The organism is Streptomyces formicae (genome assembly GCF_002556545.1).
Lineage (GTDB): Bacteria > Actinomycetota > Actinomycetes > Streptomycetales > Streptomycetaceae > Streptomyces > Streptomyces formicae_A.
The window spans coordinates 2,038,730-2,057,586 of record NZ_CP022685.1 but is presented as its reverse complement, the minus strand read 5'-3'; the positions used below and the strand labels follow the sequence as shown (position 1 = coordinate 2,057,586).

The window sequence follows — 18,857 nt, the reverse complement described above, 5'->3', positions numbered from 1 at the left end:
CGGTGGCGTGCGTCACACGCGGACGGCGACGGGTCCGCTGCCCGTCGCCGTCCGGAGCCGAGCGGCGCTACCCTCCGTACGCCCCCGAAGCCGTCAGCCGGAGCGCCGTGTCGATCAGCGGCACGTGGCTGAACGCCTGCGGGAAGTTGCCGACCTGGCGCTGCAGGCGCGGGTCCCACTCCTCGGCGAGCAGGCCCAGGTCGTTGCGGAGCGCGAGCAGCTTCTCGAAGAGCTTGCGGGCCTCGTCGACCCTGCCGATCATCGCGAGGTCGTCGGCCATCCAGAACGAGCAGGCGAGGAACGCCCCCTCGTCGCCTTCGAGGCCGTCCACGCCCGCGTCGTCACCGGTCGTCGGGTAGCGCAGGATGAAGCCGTCGGACGTGGAGAGCTCGCGCTGGATCGCCTCGATCGTGCCGATGACGCGCTTGTCGTCGGGCGGCAGGAAGCCCATCTGCGGGATGAGCAGCAGCGAGGCGTCCAGCTCCTTTGAGCCGTACGACTGCGTGAAGGTGTTCCGCTCCTTGTCGTAGCCCTTCTCGCAGACGTCCCGGTGGATGTCGTCGCGCAGCTCGCGCCACTTCTCCAGCGGGCCGTCCGCGTCACCGGACTCGATGAGCTTGATGGTGCGGTCGACGGCGACCCAGACCATCACCTTGGAGTGCACGAAGTGGCGGCGCGGCCCCCGCACCTCCCAGATGCCCTCGTCCGGCTGGTCCCAGTGCGTCTCCAGGTAGCGGATCAGCTTGAGCTGGAGCAGCGAGGCGTAGTCGTTGCGGGCCAGGCCCGTCATGTGGGCCAGGTGCAGGGCCTCGGTGACCTCGCCGTACACGTCGAGCTGGAGCTGGTGCGCGGCGCCGTTGCCCGCCCGGACCGGCTGCGAGTTCTCGTATCCGGGCAGCCAGTCGAGTTCGGTCTCGCCGAGCTCGCGTTCGCCCGCGATGCCGTACATGATCTGCAGGTTCTCCGGGTCGCCCGCGACCGCGCGCAGGAGCCACTCGCGCCAGGCGCGGGCCTCCTCGCGGTAGCCGGTGCGCAGCAGCGAGGAGAGCGTGATCGCGGCGTCGCGCAGCCAGGTGAAGCGGTAGTCCCAGTTGCGCGAGCCCCCGATGTCCTCGGGCAGCGAGGTGGTGGGCGCCGCGACGATCCCGCCGGTCGGCGCGTAGGTGAGCGCCTTGAGCGTGATCAGCGAGCGGACCACGGCCTCCCGGTAGGGACCGTGGTACGTACAGTGTTCGACCCACTCCCGCCAGAAGGTCTCCGTGGCGGTGAGCGCCGCCTCGGGCTCGGGCAGCGCGGGCGGCTCCTTGTGCGAGGGCTGCCACGAGATGGTGAACGCGATCCGGTCGCCCGGCGCCACCGTGAAGTCCGAGTAGGTGGTGAGGTCCTTGCCGAAGGTCTCGGCGGAGGTGTCGAGCCACACGGAATCGGGTCCGGCGACGGCCACCGTGCGCCCGTCGACCTTGTGGACCCAGGGCACCACACGGCCGTAGCTGAACCGCATGCGCAGCGCCGAGCGCATCGGCACCCGGCCGCTGACGCCCTCGACGATCCGCACGAGCTGCGGGGCGTCGGTGTCGCGCGGCGGCATGAAATCGATCACGCGGACGGTGCCGCGCGGAGTGTCCCACTCGGATTCGAGCACCAGGGAGTCGCCGCGATAGGTGCGGCGCGCGGCCCTGGGTGGCTGCGCCTCCGGGCCATGCGCAGGCCCCAGGCGCCAGAAGCCGTGCTCGTCGGTGCCCAAGAGGGCGGCGAAAACGGCGTGGGAGTCGAAGCGGGGCAGGCACAGCCAGTCGACTGTGCCGTCCCGGCAGACCAGGGCAGCGGTCTGCATGTCTCCGATGAGTGCGTAGTCCTCGATGCGCCCGGCCACGTGCATCTCCAGTCGAACGGCCACGTTCGCCCCGCGGGGCGCTTACTGGTCAGCGGTCAAGTGATCGTTGACGAGCGCTTGTTCCGGGTGCAGGGCGGGGTGATGCCGTGTGCCGGAGGGGGCTCGGCAGCGAGTGTCCGAGCAGGATACGACGCACGTTAGTGATCTGCGCGCCCCTCTGGACAACGCGGCTACGCCGAACGGGTGAGCGCCTGGTGAGAGGCGGTGCGCGGGGCAGGAAGAGGGGCGTGCGGGTCTCGTGACCGAGATGTGCGCGCCTCGTGGCGGAGCGTGGCCGGAAGCGGGCCCGCCCCGTCGCTGATACCCTGGTAGCCCGTGAGCCGGTGGTCATAGAACCCCCGAACCGCAGCGACGGCGCCTCCCCGAATCCCTGGTGAGGGCGCCGGAACGCACCTCCAGACCGCGACCACGGGAGCCCCCCTTTGGCTATGCAGCCCGCTGCTTTTCGAAACAGCACAGCCACGACGACCAAGCACATCTTCGTCACCGGGGGTGTCGCCTCCTCGCTCGGCAAGGGGCTGACGGCCTCCAGCCTTGGCGCGCTGCTCAAGGCAAGGGGTCTGCGCGTCACCATGCAGAAGCTCGACCCGTACCTGAACGTCGACCCGGGCACGATGAACCCCTTCCAGCACGGCGAGGTGTTCGTCACCAACGACGGCGCCGAGACCGACCTGGACATCGGCCACTACGAGCGCTTCCTCGACGTCGACCTCGACGGCTCGGCGAACGTGACCACCGGCCAGGTCTACTCCCAGGTGATCGCCAAGGAGCGGCGCGGTGAGTACCTCGGCGACACCGTCCAGGTCATCCCGCACATCACCAACGAGATCAAGCACCGCATCCGCCGCATGGCGACGGACGACGTCGACGTCGTGATCACCGAGGTCGGCGGCACGGTCGGCGACATCGAGTCGCTGCCCTTCCTGGAGACCGTCCGCCAGGTCCGCCACGAGGTCGGCCGCGACAACGTCTTCGTCGTGCACATCTCGCTGCTGCCCTACATCGGCCCCTCCGGCGAGCTGAAGACCAAGCCGACCCAGCACTCGGTCGCCGCCCTGCGCAACATCGGCATCCAGCCCGACGCGATCGTGCTGCGCGCCGACCGCGAGGTGCCGACCGCCATCAAGCGCAAGATCTCGCTGATGTGCGACGTGGACGAGGCCGCCGTGGTCGCCGCCATCGACGCCAAGTCGATCTACGACATCCCGAAGGTCCTGCACACCGAGGGCCTGGACGCCTACGTCGTGCGCAAGCTCGACCTGCCGTTCCGCGACGTCGACTGGACCCAGTGGGACGACCTGCTCGACCGCGTGCACAACCCCAAGCACGAGGTCACCGTCGCCCTGGTCGGCAAGTACATCGACCTGCCCGACGCCTACCTCTCGATCACCGAGGCCATGCGCGCGGGCGGCTTCGCCAACAAGGCCCGCGTCAAGGTCAAGTGGGTCACCTCGGACGACTGCAAGACCCCGGCGGGCGCCAAGAAGCAGCTCGGTGACGTCGACGCGATCCTCATCCCCGGCGGCTTCGGCGACCGAGGGGTCAACGGCAAGATCGGCGCGATCCAGTTCGCCCGCGAGAACAAGGTGCCGCTGCTCGGCATCTGCCTCGGCCTCCAGTGCATCGTGATCGAGGCCGCCAGGAACCTCGCGGACATCCCCGACGCCAACTCCACCGAGTTCGACGCCGCCACCGCCCACCCGGTGATCTCCACCATGGCCGAGCAGCTCGACATCGTCGCGGGCGAGGGCGACATGGGCGGCACGATGCGCCTGGGCATGTACCCGGCCAAGCTCGCCGAGGGCTCCATCGCGCGCGAGGTGTACGACGGCAAGGAGTACGTCGAGGAGCGCCACCGCCACCGCTACGAGGTGAACAACACCTACCGCGCCGAGCTGGAGAAGAAGGCCGGTCTCCAGTTCTCCGGCACCTCCCCGGACGGCAAGCTCGTCGAGTACGTGGAGTACCCGCGCGAGGTGCACCCCTACCTGGTCGCCACGCAGGCCCACCCGGAGCTGCGCTCGCGCCCGACGCGTCCGCACCCGCTCTTCGCGGGGCTGGTGAAGGCGGCCGTGGAGCGCCAGACGGCGGCCAAGAAGGCCAAGTAACACCAGGGTTGTACGGTTGCCGGGGTGCGTGCCTTTCGAGGCGCGTGCCCCGGTTTCCGCTTGTGTGCGTGGGAGGACAGGACGACATGACGATCAAGGACACCGCCGAGGAGTGGCAGGTCACGGCGAGCCGGACGCCGTTCGTCGGGAACAAGACCTCCGTGCGTACCGACGACGTGGTCATGCCCGACGGGACCGTCGCGCACCGCGACTACCAGGTCCACCCCGGCTCGGTGGCCGTCCTCGCGCTCGACGACGCGGGCCGCGTCCTGGTCATCCGCCAGTACCGCCACCCCGTCCGCCAGAAGCTCTGGGAGATCCCCGCGGGTCTCCTGGACGTCCCCGGCGAGAACCCGCTGCACGCCGCCCAGCGCGAGCTCTACGAAGAGGCGCACGTCAAGGCCGAGGACTGGCGGGTCCTCACCGACGTCTACACCACGCCGGGCGGCTGCGACGAGGCCGTGCGCGTCTTCCTCGCGCGTGACCTCTCCGAGGCCGAGGGCGAGCGCTTCGAGGTCTCCGAGGAGGAGGCCGACATGGAGCTCGCCAGGATCCCGCTGGAGGAGCTCGTGCGCGGCGTGCTCGGGGGCGAGCTGCACAACAACTGCCTCGTGGTGGGTGCCCTCTCGCTGTACGCCGCCCTCAAGGGTGACGGCGTCGACGCGCTGCGCCCCGCGGAGGCGCCGTGGCCGGCCCGCCCCTTCGAGGTGTGAAAGCGCCGTCGACGCCTGCGGTGTGACGATCCACTGATCCGATCGGGCGACTTGCGCGCGCCGCGCGGCCGGGAGGGCCACGGGGCCTGAACTAGGCTCTGAAAGCGTCCCGCCCGGAGTCCCGGCGGGTTCGTGCAGGCGGACGGGAGCGTGGCCCGTGACGGATCAGGCGGTCGACACGGACGGTGCGGCGGCGGGTGGCGCTGTGCCGTCGCCCGCGAGTGCCGCGGCCCAGCCGACCAAGGCTCAGTTCGTGGGCAGACGCCGGGAGTTGAAGGAACTCCGTGCCGACATCGACCGGGCGGGACTCGACACCCTCTCGGGCCGCAAGGCACCCCGGGCACGCGTCCTGCTGGTCGCCGGACGCCCCGGCTCGGGCCGCACCTCGCTCGCCGTGGAACTGGCGCGGCAGCTGGCGGACGACTACCCCGACGGGGTGCTCCGCGCCCGCCTCACCGAACCCGACGGCGCCCGGGTCCCCACCGAGCGCACCGCCCGCGAACTGCTCGACGCGCTGGCCGTGCCCGCGCCGCCCGGGGCCTGCGAGGACGACCTCTCCGCCGCCCTCAGGGACGCGCTCGCCGACCGCAGGGCGCTGCTCCTGCTCGACGACGCGGCCGACGCGGAACAGGTCGACCCGCTCCTGCCCGACACCCCCGACTGCCTGGTCGTCGCGGTCTCCGAGGGGCCGCTCACCGGCATCCCCGACGTACGGCCGTGCACGCTCGGCGGCCTGGACAAGGGCGCCGCCGTCGAGCTGCTCGCCAGGGCGTCGGGGCCCGTGCGCATCACCGTCGACCCGCGCTCGGCCGAGTCCCTGGTCGAGGCGTGCCAGGCGCACCCCGAGGCGCTGGTCCTCGCCGGTGGCTGGCTCTCGGTGCGGCCCAAGGCCGCCGTCGCCGATCTGGCCAAGCAGGTGCACGACATGCCGGACGAGGGATCGGCCCTCGCACGTGTCTTCCACCACACGTACGCCTCGCTGCCCGGGCCCGCCGCGCGGATACTGCGATTCCTCTCGCTGGCCCCCGCGGGCCACGTCGACCCGCACACCGCGTCCGCGCTCGCGGGCTGCTCGGTCTCCGCGGCCCGCACGACCCTCGACGACTTCGTGGCGCTCGGCCTGGTGCGCGCCGTGGACTCGCCGCTGCCGCAGTACGAGGTGCCCGGCTGTCTGGTGCCGCTCCTGCGCGCCCGCACCGAGAGCCAGGACAGGCCCGCCGAGGTCCAGCTGGCCAGGGCCCGGATGCTGGAGCGGACCGTCCGCCTGTTGCAGTCCTGCCGGGCGGTCACGGAGCCGGAGGGATCCGCTGCCCGCAAGAAGCTCGCGGGGCTGCCCCGGGCGCTGCGCTTCCCCTCCGCTGCGGCCGCCGCCGAGTGGCTGTGGATCCGGCAGCCCGCGCTGCTCGCCGCCGCCAGGATCGCGGTGGCCGACGGGGAGCTCGACACCCTCGCGCGGCGCCTGATGGCCGCGCTGGTCAGGGCCCTGGTCGCGCACCGGGGCACGGAGGACGCGGCCCCGGTGCTCTACGGGATCCACCGTCTGGTGCTCGACGTCGCCGAGCGGCGGAACCTGCCGCGCGAGCAGGCCGCCGCGCTCCTGAACCTCGCGGACCTGGACGCCCAGACCGGACGTACGCGGGAAGCGCTGGTCCGCTACCGGGCGGCGCTCGATGCGGGGCGGGCGGCCGGTGATCCGTACGCGACCGCGCGCGCGATGGAATCCGTAGGCGGCGCCTACCAGGAGCTGGGGGACTGGCCGAGGGCCTCCGACTGGTACGGCAGGGCGCTGGCCCAGCGGCTCGCGCGCGACGAGCGCGCCGACGCCGCCAGGATCTACGGCCGGATCGGCGCGGTGCACACCTATGCGGGCCGCTACGGAGAGGCCCTGCGCAACTGGAGTTCGTCCGTCACCGGGCACCGCAAGAACGGGGACGTGGCGGCCCAGGCACGGGCGTTGAGCGAGATGGCGCGGGTCCAGGAGTACGCGGGGCGTCCCGAGGAGTCGCTGCGGACCTGCCAGGAAGCGGTGGAGTGGGCGCGGCACGCCAAGGACGTGCGGCTGCAGGCCGCGTTGCAGCTCCGGCTCGCCGACACCCTGGACCGGCTCGGCGACCCGGCGGCCGCCCGGCTGCACAGGGGCGCGGCCGAGCGCATGCTGGGAACGGAGATCCCCGCGGCCGCCAGGCTTGAATCGAACGGTGGAGCACAGCCTTCCGCCTGCGAAATCCGTAGTGCATCTACAGAAGATTGAAGTATTGGAAGGCTAGACAGCGAGAAATCCTTCATTAGACTGGCTCCGCCGCGTACATCCGTGGTGTCTCCCGTTGCGCCCTCGTGTGCACCGGTCTGTGTTGCATTGCCCGAGAAATCCCCTGAGCCAAGGACCGTGATCCACGATGAAGGTCGGCATCCCCCGCGAGGTCAAGAACAACGAGTTCCGGGTGGCCATCACCCCCGCCGGCGTGCACGAGCTGGTGCGCCACGGCCACCAGGTCGTCATCGAGCGGAACGCCGGTGTGGGCTCCTCGATCACGGACGCCGAGTACGTCTCGGCCGGTGCGAAGATCCTGGAGACCGCCGATGAGGTCTGGGCCACCGCCGACCTGCTGCTGAAGGTCAAGGAGCCCATCGCGGAGGAGTACCACCGCCTGCGCAAGGACCAGACCCTCTTCACCTACCTGCACCTGGCCGCGTCCAAGGAGTGCACGGACGCGCTCCTGGAGTCGGGCACCACCGCCATCGCGTACGAGACCGTGGAGACCGCGAACCGCGCGCTCCCGCTGCTCGCCCCGATGTCCGAGGTCGCGGGCCGTCTGGCCCCGCAGGTCGGCGCCTACCACCTGATGGCCGCCCAGGGCGGCCGCGGTGTCCTGCCGGGCGGCGTCCCGGGCGTGGCCGCGGGCAAGGCCGTCGTCATCGGCGGCGGCGTCTCCGGCTGGAACGCCGCGCAGATCGCCATCGGCATGGGCTTCCACGTGACCCTGCTCGACAAGGACATCAACAAGCTCAAGGAGGCGGACAAGATCTTCGGCACGAAGATCCAGACCGTCGTCTCCAACGCCTTCGAGCTGGAGAAGGCCTGCCTCGACGCCGACCTCGTCATCGGCGCCGTGCTGATCCCGGGTGCCAAGGCCCCGAAGCTGGTCACCAACGAGCTCGTCTCGCGGATGAAGCCGGGAAGTGTCCTTGTCGACATCGCGATCGACCAGGGCGGCTGCTTCGAGGACTCGCACGCCACCACGCACGCCGAGCCGACCTTCCCGGTCCACAACTCGGTCTTCTACTGCGTCGCCAACATGCCCGGCGCGGTGCCCAACACCTCCACGTACGCGCTGACCAACGCGACGATGCCGTACATCGTCGAGCTGGCGAACCGCGGCTGGGTCGAGGCCCTGCGCCGCGACCCGGCGCTCGCCCTGGGTCTCAACACCCATGACGGCAAGGTCGTTTACAAGGAGGTCGCCGAGGCCCACGGTCTCGAGCACCTCGAGATCGAGACGCTCCTCGGCTGACCCGGGTGACTGACTTCGGTCAGTCTCCGACACTTTCGTCAACGAGAGTCGTCAATCTCACGCCAGCGGCCGGACCTTGAGAGGGGTCCGGCCGTATGCGTATCAGTGTGGACACGCTCAACTCGCCTTGAACGTAACCATTTAACCGTTTCGCCCACCCCTGAAACGTGCCGATGGCATGCCGCACGCCCTTGACATCAGGGTGTTCCGTTGCCGACACATCGGGTCCGGTCCGGCGGATTGTGTTGCTGTGGACCGGTGACACGCCATAGAGTCGCCAACCGTCGGCATGGCGCCACGCTGACCTATCGAGAAATTTCCTGGTCACCAAGGAGGTAAGACGACTTGTGAATGAGTCGACATTTGCTCCCGGGGGTGGTCAACCAGGAACCTCTGAGCGGGGCCAAGGACCCGTGGGGCTCGAGGCCGTCGGCTCGGTCGCTGTCCGCACCTTCGAAGCCCGGCAGAGCCCCCAGCCGACACAGTCAGCACCCCAGAGCATGGATGGCCATCACGTGAACGCCATGGCCGGCGACCGGAGTGGCGATAACACCCACACCCACCTCGCCGACTACGAGGAACTGCCCCAGGGGCACTTCTACGACCCCGACGCCGAGTACGAGCCCGATCCGGAGTACGCGGCCACGCTCGCGCCGGACGCCGCCCGTCAGCGCCGCGAGCGCATCGGTCCCACGGGGCGCCCGCTGCCGTACTTCCCGATCCCGGGCCCGCTGACCGACCACGGTCCCGCGAAGATCATCGCGATGTGCAACCAGAAGGGCGGCGTCGGCAAGACGACGTCGACCATCAACCTGGGCGCGGCCCTCGCGGAGTACGGACGCCGGGTCCTGCTCGTCGACTTCGACCCGCAGGGCGCGCTCTCGGTGGGCCTCGGGGTGAACCCGATGGAGCTGGACCTGACGGTCTACAACCTCCTCATGGAGCGCGGCATGTCCGCGGACGAGGTGCTCCTGAAGACGGCGGTCCCGAACATGGACCTGCTGCCCAGCAACATCGACTTGTCGGCCGCCGAAGTGCAGTTGGTGAGCGAGGTCGCCCGCGAGTCCACGCTGCAGCGCGCCCTGAAGCCGCTGATGCAGGACTACGACTACATCGTGATCGACTGTCAGCCCTCGCTCGGCCTGCTCACCGTGAACGCCCTGACGGCGGCTCACAAGGTGATCGTGCCGCTCGAGTGCGAGTTCTTCGCGCTGCGCGGTGTGGCCCTGCTGACCGAGACGATCGAGAAGGTCCAGGAGCGGCTCAACCCCGACCTGGAGCTCGACGGCATCCTCGCGACCATGTACGACTCCCGCACGGTGCACAGCCGTGAGGTGCTCGCGCGCGTGGTCGAGGCCTTCGACGACCACGTCTACCACACGGTCATCGGGCGCACGGTGCGCTTCCCGGAGACCACGGTCGCCGGTGAGCCCATCACGACGTACGCCTCCAACTCGGTCGGCGCGGCCGCCTATCGTCAGCTCGCCAGGGAGGTGCTCGCCCGGTGTCACGCCGAGTGAGTCTGCCCGGGGCCGACGAGCTGTTCCGTACGACCGGGGGGATGGCGCTCCAGTCGTCGTCTCCGCGGCGCCCGGCCAACGGCGAGGCGCGCGTGCCGGGGCCCGCGGGCGAGAGCGACGAGGCCGCGGCCACGGACGACGCCGCCGCGCAGGGCGACGGCGGTGACCCCGCCGAACACGCGGCCACGGACGCGGAGTCGGGCGCCGAGTCGCGCAGCCGCGCCGCGGCCGCCGAGGGCGAGAAGGGTGCCGGGCGCCGCGCGGCCCCGGCGCAGGAAGGTTCGGCCACCCAGGGCGGCGGCAAGTCCGGCTCGTCGACCGCGCAGGCACGGCGGCGGGCCAGGGCGGCGAACCGGCGCCCCAGCGGGCGTGAGCGGCACGACGAGAAGATCACCGTGTACGTCTCCGCCGAGGAACTGATGGACCTGGAGCACGCGCGCCTCGTGCTGCGCGGCGAGCACGGGCTCGCGGTCGACCGCGGGCGCATCGTGCGCGAGGCGGTCGCCGTCGTCCTCGCCGACCTGGAGTCGCGCGGGGACGCGAGCATTCTCGTACGACGGTTGCGCGGGCGGTAAGGGTAGCGTTCCCGCCTGATGGCCACGAACGACTACTCCGCACCGCCCCCGTCCGGCAGACGCCGTGCTCTGGGCCGTGGGCCCGGGGAGGCTCCCGCGGAGCCGGAGCCGGACTCGCAGCCGGAGGCTGTGGAGCCGGAACCGGTGGCACCCGAGCCCGACGACGGGCGTTTCACGGTGCGGCTCGCGAACTTCGAAGGGCCCTTCGATCTGCTGTTGCAGCTGATCTCCCGGCACAAGCTCGACGTCACCGAGGTCGCGCTGTCCAAGGTGACCGACGAGTTCATGGCGCACATCCGGGCCATGGGGGCCGACTGGGACCTGGACCAGACGACCGAGTTCCTGGTGGTGGCGGCCACCCTGCTCGATCTGAAGGCGGCCAGGCTGCTGCCCGCCGCCGAGGTCGAGGACGAGGGCGATCTGGCGCTGCTGGAAGCCAGGGACCTGCTCTTCGCGCGGCTGTTGCAGTACCGCGCGTACAAACGGATCGCGGACATCTTCAGCGGGCGCCTCGATGACGAGGCCCGGCGCTATCCGCGGACCGTGGGCCTGGAGCCGCACCACGCGGAGCTGCTGCCCGAGGTCGTCATCAGCATCGGCGCGGAGGGGTTCGCCAAGCTCGCCGTGAAGGCCATGCAGCCGCGCGCCAAGCCGCAGGTGTACGTGGACCACATCCACGCCCCGCTGGTCTCCGTACGCGAGCAGGCGGGCCTCGTCGTCGCCCGCCTGCGGGAGTGCGGGGAGGTCAGCTTCCAGGTGCTCGTGGAGGACGCGGGGGACACCCTGACGGTCGTCGCCCGCTTCCTGGCCCTCCTGGAGCTGTACCGGGAGAAGGCCGTCGCCCTGGACCAGGAGGACCCGCTGGGCGAGCTGATGGTCCGGTGGACCGGCGGGGACGGCGCGGCGGAGCCGACCGTGACCGACGAGTTCGACCGGGCCCCCGAGCCGATGGAGGAGAAGGCGTGAGCGAGCAGAGTCCCGTGGGGGAGCTTGCCGGTGCCGTGGCCGAGCTGGAGCTGCGGCCCGCCTTGGAGGCCGTCCTGATGGTGGTGGACGAGCCCGCCACCGAGGAGCACCTCGCCAAGATCCTGCAGCGGCCCAGGCGCCAGGTCGCCGAGGCGCTGCGGGAGCTCGCCGACGAGTACACGGTGCAGAAGCGGGGCTTCGAGCTGCGTCTCGTGGCGGGCGGGTGGCGGTTCTACACGCGGCCCGAGTACGCGGCGGCGGTGGAGGGCTTCGTGCTCGACGGGCAGCAGGCGCGGCTCACCCAGGCGGCCCTGGAGACCCTCGCGGTGGTCGCGTACCGCCAGCCGGTCAGCCGTTCCCGGGTCTCCGCGGTGCGCGGGGTGAACTGTGACGGGGTGATGCGGACGCTTCTCCAGAGGGGCCTGGTGGAGGAGGCGGGCGCGGAACCCGAAACAGGTGCGATCCTGTACAGGACGACGAACTACTTTCTGGAGCGGATGGGCCTGCGCGGCCTTGACGAACTCCCGGAGCTCGCGCCCTTCCTCCCCGAGGCGGAGGCGATCGAGTCGGAGACGCTGGAAGGTGTCCCGTCGTTCGACCCGGACGCACCCGATGCGCCGGGTGACGAGGACGCAGACGACCAGACGGAACTTTGATGCGAAACAGCAGCGGCAGGAACAGCAGCGGAAACAACGGCGGGAGCCGTGGTGGCAACAGCGGCGGCCGCGGCAACAGCGGCGGCCGGGGAAGCACCGGCGGCCGCGGCAATTACCGGGGCGCCGGTAACGGCCGTGACGACAAGCAGGGCAGCGGCAGGCCCAGCAAGCCGCGTCCCGAGGAGCGGCGCTACGACGTGAGCCCCGCCGACGGCGGCGGCACGCCCAAGAAGGGCCGTGGCGCGGCGGCGCGCGGCGGCGCCAAGGGCGGCCCGCGGACCTCCCAGGGCACCGGCGCCCGCGGCAGCCGTCGCGGCGGCTCCCCGGCGACCTCGCGGGAATACGACGCCCGGCAGGAGGAGCGCAACCGCGAGCGGTACGCGGGCAAGCCCAAGGCGAGCCCGCCCAAGACCTTCCCGGGCGCCGAGCAGGAGGGCGAGCGGCTCCAGAAGATCCTGGCCCGTGCGGGCTACGGCTCGCGCCGCGCCTGTGAGGAGCTGGTCGACGAGGCCCGCGTCGAGGTCAACGGCGAGATCGTCCTGGAGCAGGGGCTGCGCGTCGACCCCGAGAAGGACGAGATCAAGGTCGACGGCCTGACCGTGGCCACGCAGTCGTACCAGTTCTTCGCGCTGAACAAGCCGGCCGGTGTCGTGGCCACGATGGAGGACCCCGACGGCCGCCAGTGCCTGGGCGACTACACGAACAACCGCGAGACGCGGCTGTTCCACGTGGGCCGTCTGGACACGGAGACCGAGGGCGTCATCCTGCTCACCAACCACGGCGAGCTCTCGCACCGGCTGACCCACCCGAAGTACGGCGTGAAGAAGACCTACCTCGCGCACATCGTGGGTCCGATCCCGCGCGACCTGGGCAAGCAGCTCAAGGACGGCATCCAGCTGGAGGACGGCTACGCGCGCGCGGACCACTTCCGCGTCGTGGAGCAGACCGGCAAGAACTACCTGGTCGAGGTCACCCTGCACGAGGGCCGCAAGCACATCGTGCGGCGCATGCTCGCCGAGGCGGGCTTCCCGGTCGACAAGCTGGTGCGGGTGGCTTTTGGGCCCATCACCCTGGGCGACCAGAAGTCCGGGTGGCTGCGCAGGCTCTCCAACACGGAGGTCGGGATGCTGATGAAGGAAGTCGATCTGTAGGCCCTGAGGGGTTGTGACCGCCCGCCCACCCTCTTTATAGTCGTGATGACTATTAAGGGGGTGGGCGGGCATGTCCGTGTCCGGGACCTACGACAAACGCGCCTACGAGCCGTTCGCCGTCACCGTCGACCTGGCGGTGTTCACCATCCGCGACGGCGCGCTGCACGTGCTGCTCGTCGAGCGCGGCCAGGAGCCGTACGCGGGGCGCTGGGCGCTGCCCGGCGGCTTCGTGCGGCCCGACGAGTCCGCGGAGGGCGCGGCGGCGCGCGAGCTCGCGGAGGAGACCGGGCTCGCGGACGTCAGCGGGCTCCATCTGGAGCAGGTGCGCACCTACAGCGAGCCGGACCGCGATCCGCGCATGCGGGTCGTCTCCGTCGCCTTCGCGGCGCTCGTGCCCGACCAGCCCGAGGTGCACGGCGGCGGCGACGCGGCCCGCGCCGCCTGGCTGCCGTACCGGCCCGCGAGCTACCGGCCGCTGGCCTTCGACCACGACCGGATCCTGGCCGACGCCCACGACCGGGTCGGCGGCAAGCTGGAGTACACCGGCATCGCCACCGCCTTCTGCGCGCCCCGGTTCACCCTCGGCGAGCTGCGGCAGGTCTACGAGGCGGTGTGGGGCGCCGAACTCGACCCCGCCAACTTCCGGCGCAAGGTCGTCGGCACCCCCGGGCTCGTCGAGGCGATCCCCGGCGCCGCGCGCCTGACCGGCGGCCGCGGCAAGCCCGCCGCGCTCTTCCGCGCGGGCAGCGCCACCACCCTGCACCCGCCGCTGCTCCGCCCCGCGTCGGAAGGAACCTCCTCATGAAGCGCGCCGCCACCGGATCCCTGCTCGGGCTCGCCCTCGGGGACGCGCTCGGCTTCCCGACCGAGTTCAACGACGTACCGTCGATCCTCGCCACGTGCGGGCCCTGGCGGGAGATGGAGCTGCCGAAGCGGGCGCTCATCACGGACGACACCCAGATGACGCTCGCGCTGGCCCGCGGCCTGCGCACCGCCATGGACCGGGGCGCGCTCGGGCCCAAGCGTCTGGAGCGGCCGCTGCGCGAGGAGTTCGTGGACTGGTACCAGTCGCCGGAGAACAACCGCGCGCCCGGCAACACCTGCCTGCGGGCCTGCTACCTCCTCAAGGACGGTCGGCCGTGGGCGGAGGCCAGCCAGACGCACTCCAAGGGCTGCGGCGCCAACATGCGCGTCGCGCCCATCGGCCTCGTGCCGGGTCTGAGCGACGAACAGCGGGCGGGCGCCGCCCAGTTGCAGTCCGCGCTCACCCACGGCCACCCCACCGCGCTCGCCGCATCCGACCTCACCGCGCACGCCGTCCGGCTGCTCGCCGAGGGCGTCGAGCCGACCGGGCTCGTCGGACTGCTGCGCTCCTACGCGTACGAGAACCGCGAGACGTACCACGAGCGCTGGCTCGGCGACCTGTGGACGCGGGGCGACGCCGCGACGCCGGGGGCGTTCGTCGCGCAGGGCTGGGACGAGTGCCTCGGTGCCCTGGAGCGGCTCAGGGACGCCCTGCGCGCGCCCTCGCCCGAGACCGATCCGTGCCTGGCCACCGGCGAGGGCTGGATCGCCGAGGAGGCGCTCGCCACCGGGCTGCTGTGCTTCCTGATGTTCGTCGACGAACCGGTCGCCGCGGTGCGCAGGGCCGCCTGCACGTCGGGGGACTCGGACTCGATCGCCTGCCTGGCCGGGGCGTTCGCGGGGGCCCATCTCGGGGCGGACGCGTGGCCCGCCGCGTGGACGGCGCGGATCGAACACGGGGACGAGCTGCACGCGTTCGGCGAGCTCTGGGATTCTTGAGCCATGACTGCTGACCTCGGCCTCGATGTCGACCTGCACGCCGTCGTCGCCGAGCAGGCCGACCCCCTGCTCTTCGCGACGGTCTCCGGCGCGCATCTGTACGGCTTTCCCTCCCGTGACTCGGACGTGGACCTGCGCGGCGTGCACCTGCTGCCGGTGGCCGATCTGGTGGGGCTCAAGGAGCCGGACGAGACCCGGTCCAGGATGTGGCTGCGCGACGGGGTCGAGATGGACCTCGTCACGCACGACCTGCGCAAGTTCGTGCGGCTGATGCTGCGGCACAACGGCTACGTCCTGGAGCAGCTGCTCTCGCCCCTGGTGGTGCACACCACCGACGTGCACGCGGAACTCGTCGCGCTCGCGCCCACCGTGCTCACCAGCCACCACGCCCACCACTACCGGGGGTTCGCACGGACCCAGTGGCGGCTCTTCGAGAAGAACGGCGAACTCAAGCCGCTGCTCTACACGTTCCGGGTGCTGCTCACCGGCGTCCACCTGATGCGTAGCGGCCGGGTCGTCGCCGATCTGCCCACGCTGGCGGGCGAGGTGGCCGGGGCGCCCGCGTACCTGCCCGAACTCATCGACGCCAAGAGCGCGGCCGAGCACGGCGGCGCCGAGGTGGACCGCGCGCGCGTGGCCGCCGACGTGGAGCGGCTGCACGCCCTCCTCGACGAGGCACAGGCCGCCTCGGTGCTGCCCGGGGTCCACACCGCGTACGACGCGTTGCACGATCTCGTCGTCCGGGTGCGCCTGTCAGGACCTCAGGGCTGACGCCTGCCGCGTACGGAAGAGGAAGTCCTCGATCCGCTCCCGGTCGGGTCCGGCCGGGAGCGGGCTGTGCGGGGCCGCCGCGTCCGCCTCCGCCGCGAGACGGTTCATCCAGGACTCGACCTCCGGCCAGGAGAGCTCGCCGCGCTTGACCGCGAGCAGCGGCTCGCGGTGCTCGGCGACGTCGATCGTCAGCTCACCGGTGCGCAGCAGGTCGCGGCAGGAGATCAGCAGGCGCAGCAGGTGCATCGCGTGCTTCCAGCGCGGGGCGCCGTGGACGCGGACGTCGGCGTCCAGCTTCTTGCGCTGGCCGAGGGCATAGCGGGCGAAGGTGTCGTGGGCCTGGCGGGAGAGGAACGCGCCGCGCAGGTCGAGCAGTTCGCGGCCGGTCTCGGTGAGGTGCTCCACGAGCGGGGAGTGCAGGCACTCCAGGACGTTCGGGTTGGCGCGCAGGGCCAGCTCGCAGAAGCGTTCGAGCTCCCAGCTGAACTGTTCGGCCGCGGGCCCGTCCACATGCGTCGGCGGCTTCTCGAAGCGCCAGAAGAGCGGTGTGGGGGCGAGGAAGATGCCCCTGCGGTCGGTGTCGCTGTCCTCCGTGGCCAGGCCGAAGGCGCGCGAGCCCATCACGCAGGAGTAGATCGTGTGGTCGCGGACCAGGTCCTGAGGGTGCATGCCGTGAGCGTACGGCTCCGGGTCAGCCGAGCGTGATCGAGTTTCCGGTGACCGTGATCTTCTGCGGGGGCAGCGGACGCGGCGCGGGGCCGCCCGCGACGGAGGCGTCGGCCACGCGGTACTTGCTGCCGTGGCAGGGGCAGTTGATCGTGCCGCCCGCCACCTCGGAGACGGTGCAGCCCTGGTGGGTGCAGACCGCCGAGAAGGCCCTGAAGTCGCCGCGCTCCGGCTGCGTCACGACGACCTTCTCGTCCTTGAAGACCTTGCCGCCGCCGACCGGGATGTCGGAGGTCCTGGCCAGCTCGGGGCCGGCGGGCGGCTTCTCGGAGGCGGGCGCGGATGACGTGTTGTCCGAGGCGTCGGAGCCGGACGACGCCGAGGCGGAGGCGGGCTCCGACGACTCGGGCCGCGCCCCCTCGTCGCCGTACTTGCTGCACCCCGCGGCGAGCGCGCCCGCACCCGCCGCGATCACCGCACGGCGCGAGGCCCGCCCCGTGCCGCTCACGTCGTCACCCCGACCGTACGGAAGAACCAGAGCGCCGACGTCAGCCAGAGCACCGTGAGCGTCACGAAGACCGCGCCCGCGACCAGGGGAAGCAGCCAGCCGGGCAGCCGTTCCGAGCGGAGGAGCAGCATCTTGGCGCTGAACACCCCGAAGAAGAAGCAGCCGAGCAGCGAGTGCCACAGCACGCGGGTCGAGTACGTCTGGTAGCCGAGCGCGTAGAGGCAGTGCACCGCCACGGGGACGGCGACCAGGAACGCGATCCGGCCCGACCAGCGGTGCAGGGCCGCCGACCAGGAGGGGCCCGGGACCCTGCCGTACAGCATCAGGGCCGAGACGACCTGCACGAGCGCGAAGGCGAACGCCGTCGTGGCCAGCCAGGACTTGACGGCGCTCGTGCTGCTGAACCCCGCGAGGTTGAAGGCGGTGCCCTCCGGGTCGTGGACCTTGCCGTACGCCCCGAGGCCCACCGCGACGGCCGCGGCGACCAGCGCGGGCACCAGATAGCGGGCGGCGCTCGGCCTGCGGTGCTCGCCCGCGCCCGGCGGCACGGGGAAGCCGCCCTGGGTGGGGGCGGTGGGGTCGACGCTCATGAGGGCTCCCTCTCGGCGTGGGCGGGACGGGCGCTCGGCGGTGCGGGCGGGCGGCGCTACGGAGTGACGGGACGGGCGGTGACGACGTCGCCGTCGACCCGGGCGGTGCGGGTGTCCGGGTCGAGCCGCGGGGCCTTCGCGGGCCTGCCGTCGCGCGTGAGGATGCCGACCTGGCTGCCGTCGGCCAGGACGATCCAGCCGCCGTCGAGCTTGGCGCCGCGCACCTCGGTGGTGGCGCGGTAGAGGCCGGACGGCTTGACGGCCTTGGCGGCGGTGAACTTCCAGGTCTCTTTGTCGATGTCGACCGTGCCCCGGATCTTCGTGCCGGCGAGTCGGCCGTTCAGCTTCGCCCCGTGCTTGCCGGTCAGCCGCATCGAGCCGTCGTCCTCGACGTTGCCCTTGAGCCAGGACTCGGTGTCGTGGCCGTCGCAGAAGTACGCGATGGCCTTGCCGTCGCGCAGCGAGAGGGAGACCGCGGAGGTGTTGTCGTCGGTGCGGCCCGCGTAGTCGGCGTTGGGCGGCGGCATCTTCGAAGGCTGCTCGGAAGGCCGCTCGGAAGGCTGCTCCGAAGGCTTCTTCGACGGACTCGGGCTCGGTGCGGGCTTCGACGCGCCCTTCGCGGGGGAGGAGGGCGCGGCGCCGGGCGCCTCACCTCCGTACGACGAACTGCCCGTCCCCGTCGTCGCGTTGAGCGACAGCATGAACAGGGCGAGCAGCAGCCCGGCGAGAAGGGTGTACAGAGGTCCTGAGCGCTTCATCCGAGCCCCCCGAGGCGCTGTGCCTGCCTGCCCTCCCATGCAAGCGGACCCGTGCGGCCCCGTCCATAGCTAAACAGCCCTCAATCGGCCCAAGTGGCGACAGGGGGCGATTCGGGTGACATTGGCATGGTCTGAGGCCCGGCCGCCCTCCCCGGCGCGGGCCAGGACCTCACGCGAAAGGCATGACCATGGCGGGTAACGATCTCGGCAGCCTTCTCGGCGGTCTGCTCGGCGGCGGCCAGCAGGGCGGCGCGTCCGGCGGCGGGGGTGGCAACATCCTCGGCGCGCTGCTCGGCGCCCTGATGAGCAAGGGCGGCGGCGCGGGCGGGAGCAACCCGCTGTCCGGCCTCCTGGAAGGACTGACCAAGGCCGGACTCGCCGACCAGGCCCAGTCCTGGGTCGGTACCGGCGAGAACAAGGAGGTCTCCGGCACCCAGGTGCGGGAGGCGCTGCCGGACGACACCCTCCGCCAAGTCGCCGAGGAGGCCGGAGTCTCCCCTGAGCAGGCCGCGAACGAGATCGCTCAGGTGCTGCCGCAGGCCGTCGACAAGCTGACGCCCGAGGGCCAGGTGCCCTCGGGATCGCTCGAGGACCTGATCAGGCAGCAGCAGCTCTGACCCACCCCGGTATGGTGCGCGGCGCCCGTCTCGGCAGACGGGCGCCGCG

The 18,857-nt window shown here is 71.5% G+C and carries 18 protein-coding genes; 13 read left to right on the top strand and 5 right to left on the bottom strand.

What is annotated here, in order from left to right; genetic code table 11:
* Positions 1-67: 67 nt before the first annotated feature.
* Positions 68-1,879, bottom strand: a complete 1,812-nt coding sequence (locus KY5_RS08455; protein ID WP_098241640.1) for a glycoside hydrolase family 15 protein — start codon at positions 1,877-1,879, stop codon at positions 68-70.
* Between the two features lie 443 nt (positions 1,880-2,322).
* On the opposite strand from KY5_RS08455, the gene KY5_RS08450 reads away from it, so the two are divergent.
* From KY5_RS08450 to KY5_RS08395, 12 genes are all read left to right on the top strand, one after another.
* On the top strand, positions 2,323-4,002 hold the full coding sequence (locus KY5_RS08450; RefSeq protein WP_098241639.1) for a CTP synthase: 1,680 nt from the start codon (positions 2,323-2,325) through the stop codon (positions 4,000-4,002).
* A gap of 86 nt (positions 4,003-4,088) precedes the next feature.
* Positions 4,089-4,715 (top strand): NUDIX domain-containing protein, encoded by a 627-nt coding sequence (locus KY5_RS08445; protein ID WP_098241638.1) that lies wholly within the window; start codon positions 4,089-4,091, stop codon positions 4,713-4,715.
* A gap of 157 nt (positions 4,716-4,872) precedes the next feature.
* Entirely contained in the window at positions 4,873-6,966 is a 2,094-nt protein-coding gene (locus KY5_RS08440; protein ID WP_098241637.1) for a tetratricopeptide repeat protein, read from the top strand.
* Positions 6,967-7,111: 145 nt separating this feature from the next.
* Positions 7,112-8,227 carry an alanine dehydrogenase gene (ald, locus tag KY5_RS08435; protein ID WP_098241636.1) on the top strand — a complete coding sequence of 372 codons (1,116 nt, stop codon included), beginning with the start codon at positions 7,112-7,114 and terminating at the stop codon, positions 8,225-8,227.
* A gap of 347 nt (positions 8,228-8,574) precedes the next feature.
* Positions 8,575-9,747 carry a ParA family protein gene (locus KY5_RS08430; protein WP_079043497.1) on the top strand — a complete coding sequence of 391 codons (1,173 nt, stop codon included), beginning with the start codon at positions 8,575-8,577 and terminating at the stop codon, positions 9,745-9,747.
* Positions 9,732-10,322: a hypothetical protein gene (locus tag KY5_RS08425; RefSeq protein WP_098241635.1), complete on the top strand. Its 591-nt coding sequence runs from the start codon at positions 9,732-9,734 to the stop codon at positions 10,320-10,322. Before KY5_RS08430 ends, KY5_RS08425 begins: the two co-directional genes overlap by 16 nt.
* An 18-nt stretch (positions 10,323-10,340) precedes the next feature.
* Positions 10,341-11,288, top strand: coding sequence for a segregation and condensation protein A (locus KY5_RS08420; protein WP_098241634.1), 948 nt, complete (start codon positions 10,341-10,343; stop codon positions 11,286-11,288).
* Positions 11,285-11,944, top strand: coding sequence for an SMC-Scp complex subunit ScpB (gene scpB, locus KY5_RS08415; RefSeq protein ID WP_267894265.1), 660 nt, complete (start codon positions 11,285-11,287; stop codon positions 11,942-11,944). Before KY5_RS08420 ends, scpB begins: the two co-directional genes overlap by 4 nt.
* The gene (locus KY5_RS08410) at positions 11,944-13,095 is read left to right on the top strand and encodes a pseudouridine synthase (protein ID WP_098241633.1); all 1,152 of its coding nucleotides are present in this window, start codon (positions 11,944-11,946) and stop codon (positions 13,093-13,095) included. Before scpB ends, KY5_RS08410 begins: the two co-directional genes overlap by 1 nt.
* 70 nt (positions 13,096-13,165) lie before the next feature.
* Positions 13,166-13,900: an NUDIX hydrolase gene (locus KY5_RS08405; protein ID WP_098241632.1), complete on the top strand. Its 735-nt coding sequence runs from the start codon at positions 13,166-13,168 to the stop codon at positions 13,898-13,900.
* A complete protein-coding gene (locus KY5_RS08400) occupies positions 13,897-14,898 on the top strand; it encodes an ADP-ribosylglycohydrolase family protein (protein WP_098241631.1) in 1,002 nt (333 codons plus the stop codon). Before KY5_RS08405 ends, KY5_RS08400 begins: the two co-directional genes overlap by 4 nt.
* A 3-nt stretch (positions 14,899-14,901) precedes the next feature.
* The gene (locus tag KY5_RS08395) at positions 14,902-15,669 is read left to right on the top strand and encodes a DNA polymerase beta superfamily protein (protein ID WP_098241630.1); all 768 of its coding nucleotides are present in this window, start codon (positions 14,902-14,904) and stop codon (positions 15,667-15,669) included.
* On the opposite strand, the gene KY5_RS08390 is transcribed toward KY5_RS08395, so the two are convergent.
* Genes KY5_RS08390 through KY5_RS08375 form a run of 4 tightly spaced genes read right to left on the bottom strand, consistent with a single transcriptional unit; the run spans position 15,652 to position 18,191 of the window.
* Positions 15,652-16,338, bottom strand: coding sequence for a DNA polymerase beta superfamily protein (locus KY5_RS08390; protein WP_098241629.1), 687 nt, complete (start codon positions 16,336-16,338; stop codon positions 15,652-15,654). The genes KY5_RS08395 and KY5_RS08390 overlap by 18 nt on opposite strands.
* 22 nt (positions 16,339-16,360) lie before the next feature.
* On the bottom strand, positions 16,361-16,843 hold the full coding sequence (locus KY5_RS08385) for a Rieske (2Fe-2S) protein (protein WP_234362653.1): 483 nt from the start codon (positions 16,841-16,843) through the stop codon (positions 16,361-16,363).
* Positions 16,840-17,433, bottom strand: a complete 594-nt coding sequence (locus tag KY5_RS08380) for a DUF6529 family protein (RefSeq protein WP_098241628.1) — start codon at positions 17,431-17,433, stop codon at positions 16,840-16,842. Before KY5_RS08380 ends, KY5_RS08385 begins: the two co-directional genes overlap by 4 nt.
* A gap of 56 nt (positions 17,434-17,489) precedes the next feature.
* A complete protein-coding gene (locus KY5_RS08375) occupies positions 17,490-18,191 on the bottom strand; it encodes a hypothetical protein (protein ID WP_098241627.1) in 702 nt (233 codons plus the stop codon).
* Positions 18,192-18,322: 131 nt separating this feature from the next.
* Between KY5_RS08375 and KY5_RS08370 the strand changes: the two genes are divergently transcribed.
* On the top strand, positions 18,323-18,808 hold the full coding sequence (locus KY5_RS08370; RefSeq protein WP_418952863.1) for a YidB family protein: 486 nt from the start codon (positions 18,323-18,325) through the stop codon (positions 18,806-18,808).
* Positions 18,809-18,857: the final 49 nt, after the last annotated feature.

Coding starts and splice junctions, on each gene's coding strand:
- KY5_RS08455 (WP_098241640.1), bottom strand. CDS start 1,879: ATGCACGTGGCCGGGCGCATCGAGGACTACGCACTCATCGGAGACATG.
- KY5_RS08450 (WP_098241639.1), top strand. CDS start 2,323: ATGCAGCCCGCTGCTTTTCGAAACAGCACAGCCACGACGACCAAGCAC.
- KY5_RS08445 (WP_098241638.1), top strand. CDS start 4,089: ATGACGATCAAGGACACCGCCGAGGAGTGGCAGGTCACGGCGAGCCGG.
- ald (WP_098241636.1), top strand. CDS start 7,112: ATGAAGGTCGGCATCCCCCGCGAGGTCAAGAACAACGAGTTCCGGGTG.
- KY5_RS08420 (WP_098241634.1), top strand. CDS start 10,341: ATGGCCACGAACGACTACTCCGCACCGCCCCCGTCCGGCAGACGCCGT.
- KY5_RS08410 (WP_098241633.1), top strand. CDS start 11,944: ATGCGAAACAGCAGCGGCAGGAACAGCAGCGGAAACAACGGCGGGAGC.
- KY5_RS08405 (WP_098241632.1), top strand. CDS start 13,166: ATGTCCGTGTCCGGGACCTACGACAAACGCGCCTACGAGCCGTTCGCC.
- KY5_RS08400 (WP_098241631.1), top strand. CDS start 13,897: ATGAAGCGCGCCGCCACCGGATCCCTGCTCGGGCTCGCCCTCGGGGAC.
- KY5_RS08395 (WP_098241630.1), top strand. CDS start 14,902: ATGACTGCTGACCTCGGCCTCGATGTCGACCTGCACGCCGTCGTCGCC.
- KY5_RS08390 (WP_098241629.1), bottom strand. CDS start 16,338: ATGCACCCTCAGGACCTGGTCCGCGACCACACGATCTACTCCTGCGTG.
- KY5_RS08380 (WP_098241628.1), bottom strand. CDS start 17,433: ATGAGCGTCGACCCCACCGCCCCCACCCAGGGCGGCTTCCCCGTGCCG.
- KY5_RS08375 (WP_098241627.1), bottom strand. CDS start 18,191: ATGAAGCGCTCAGGACCTCTGTACACCCTTCTCGCCGGGCTGCTGCTC.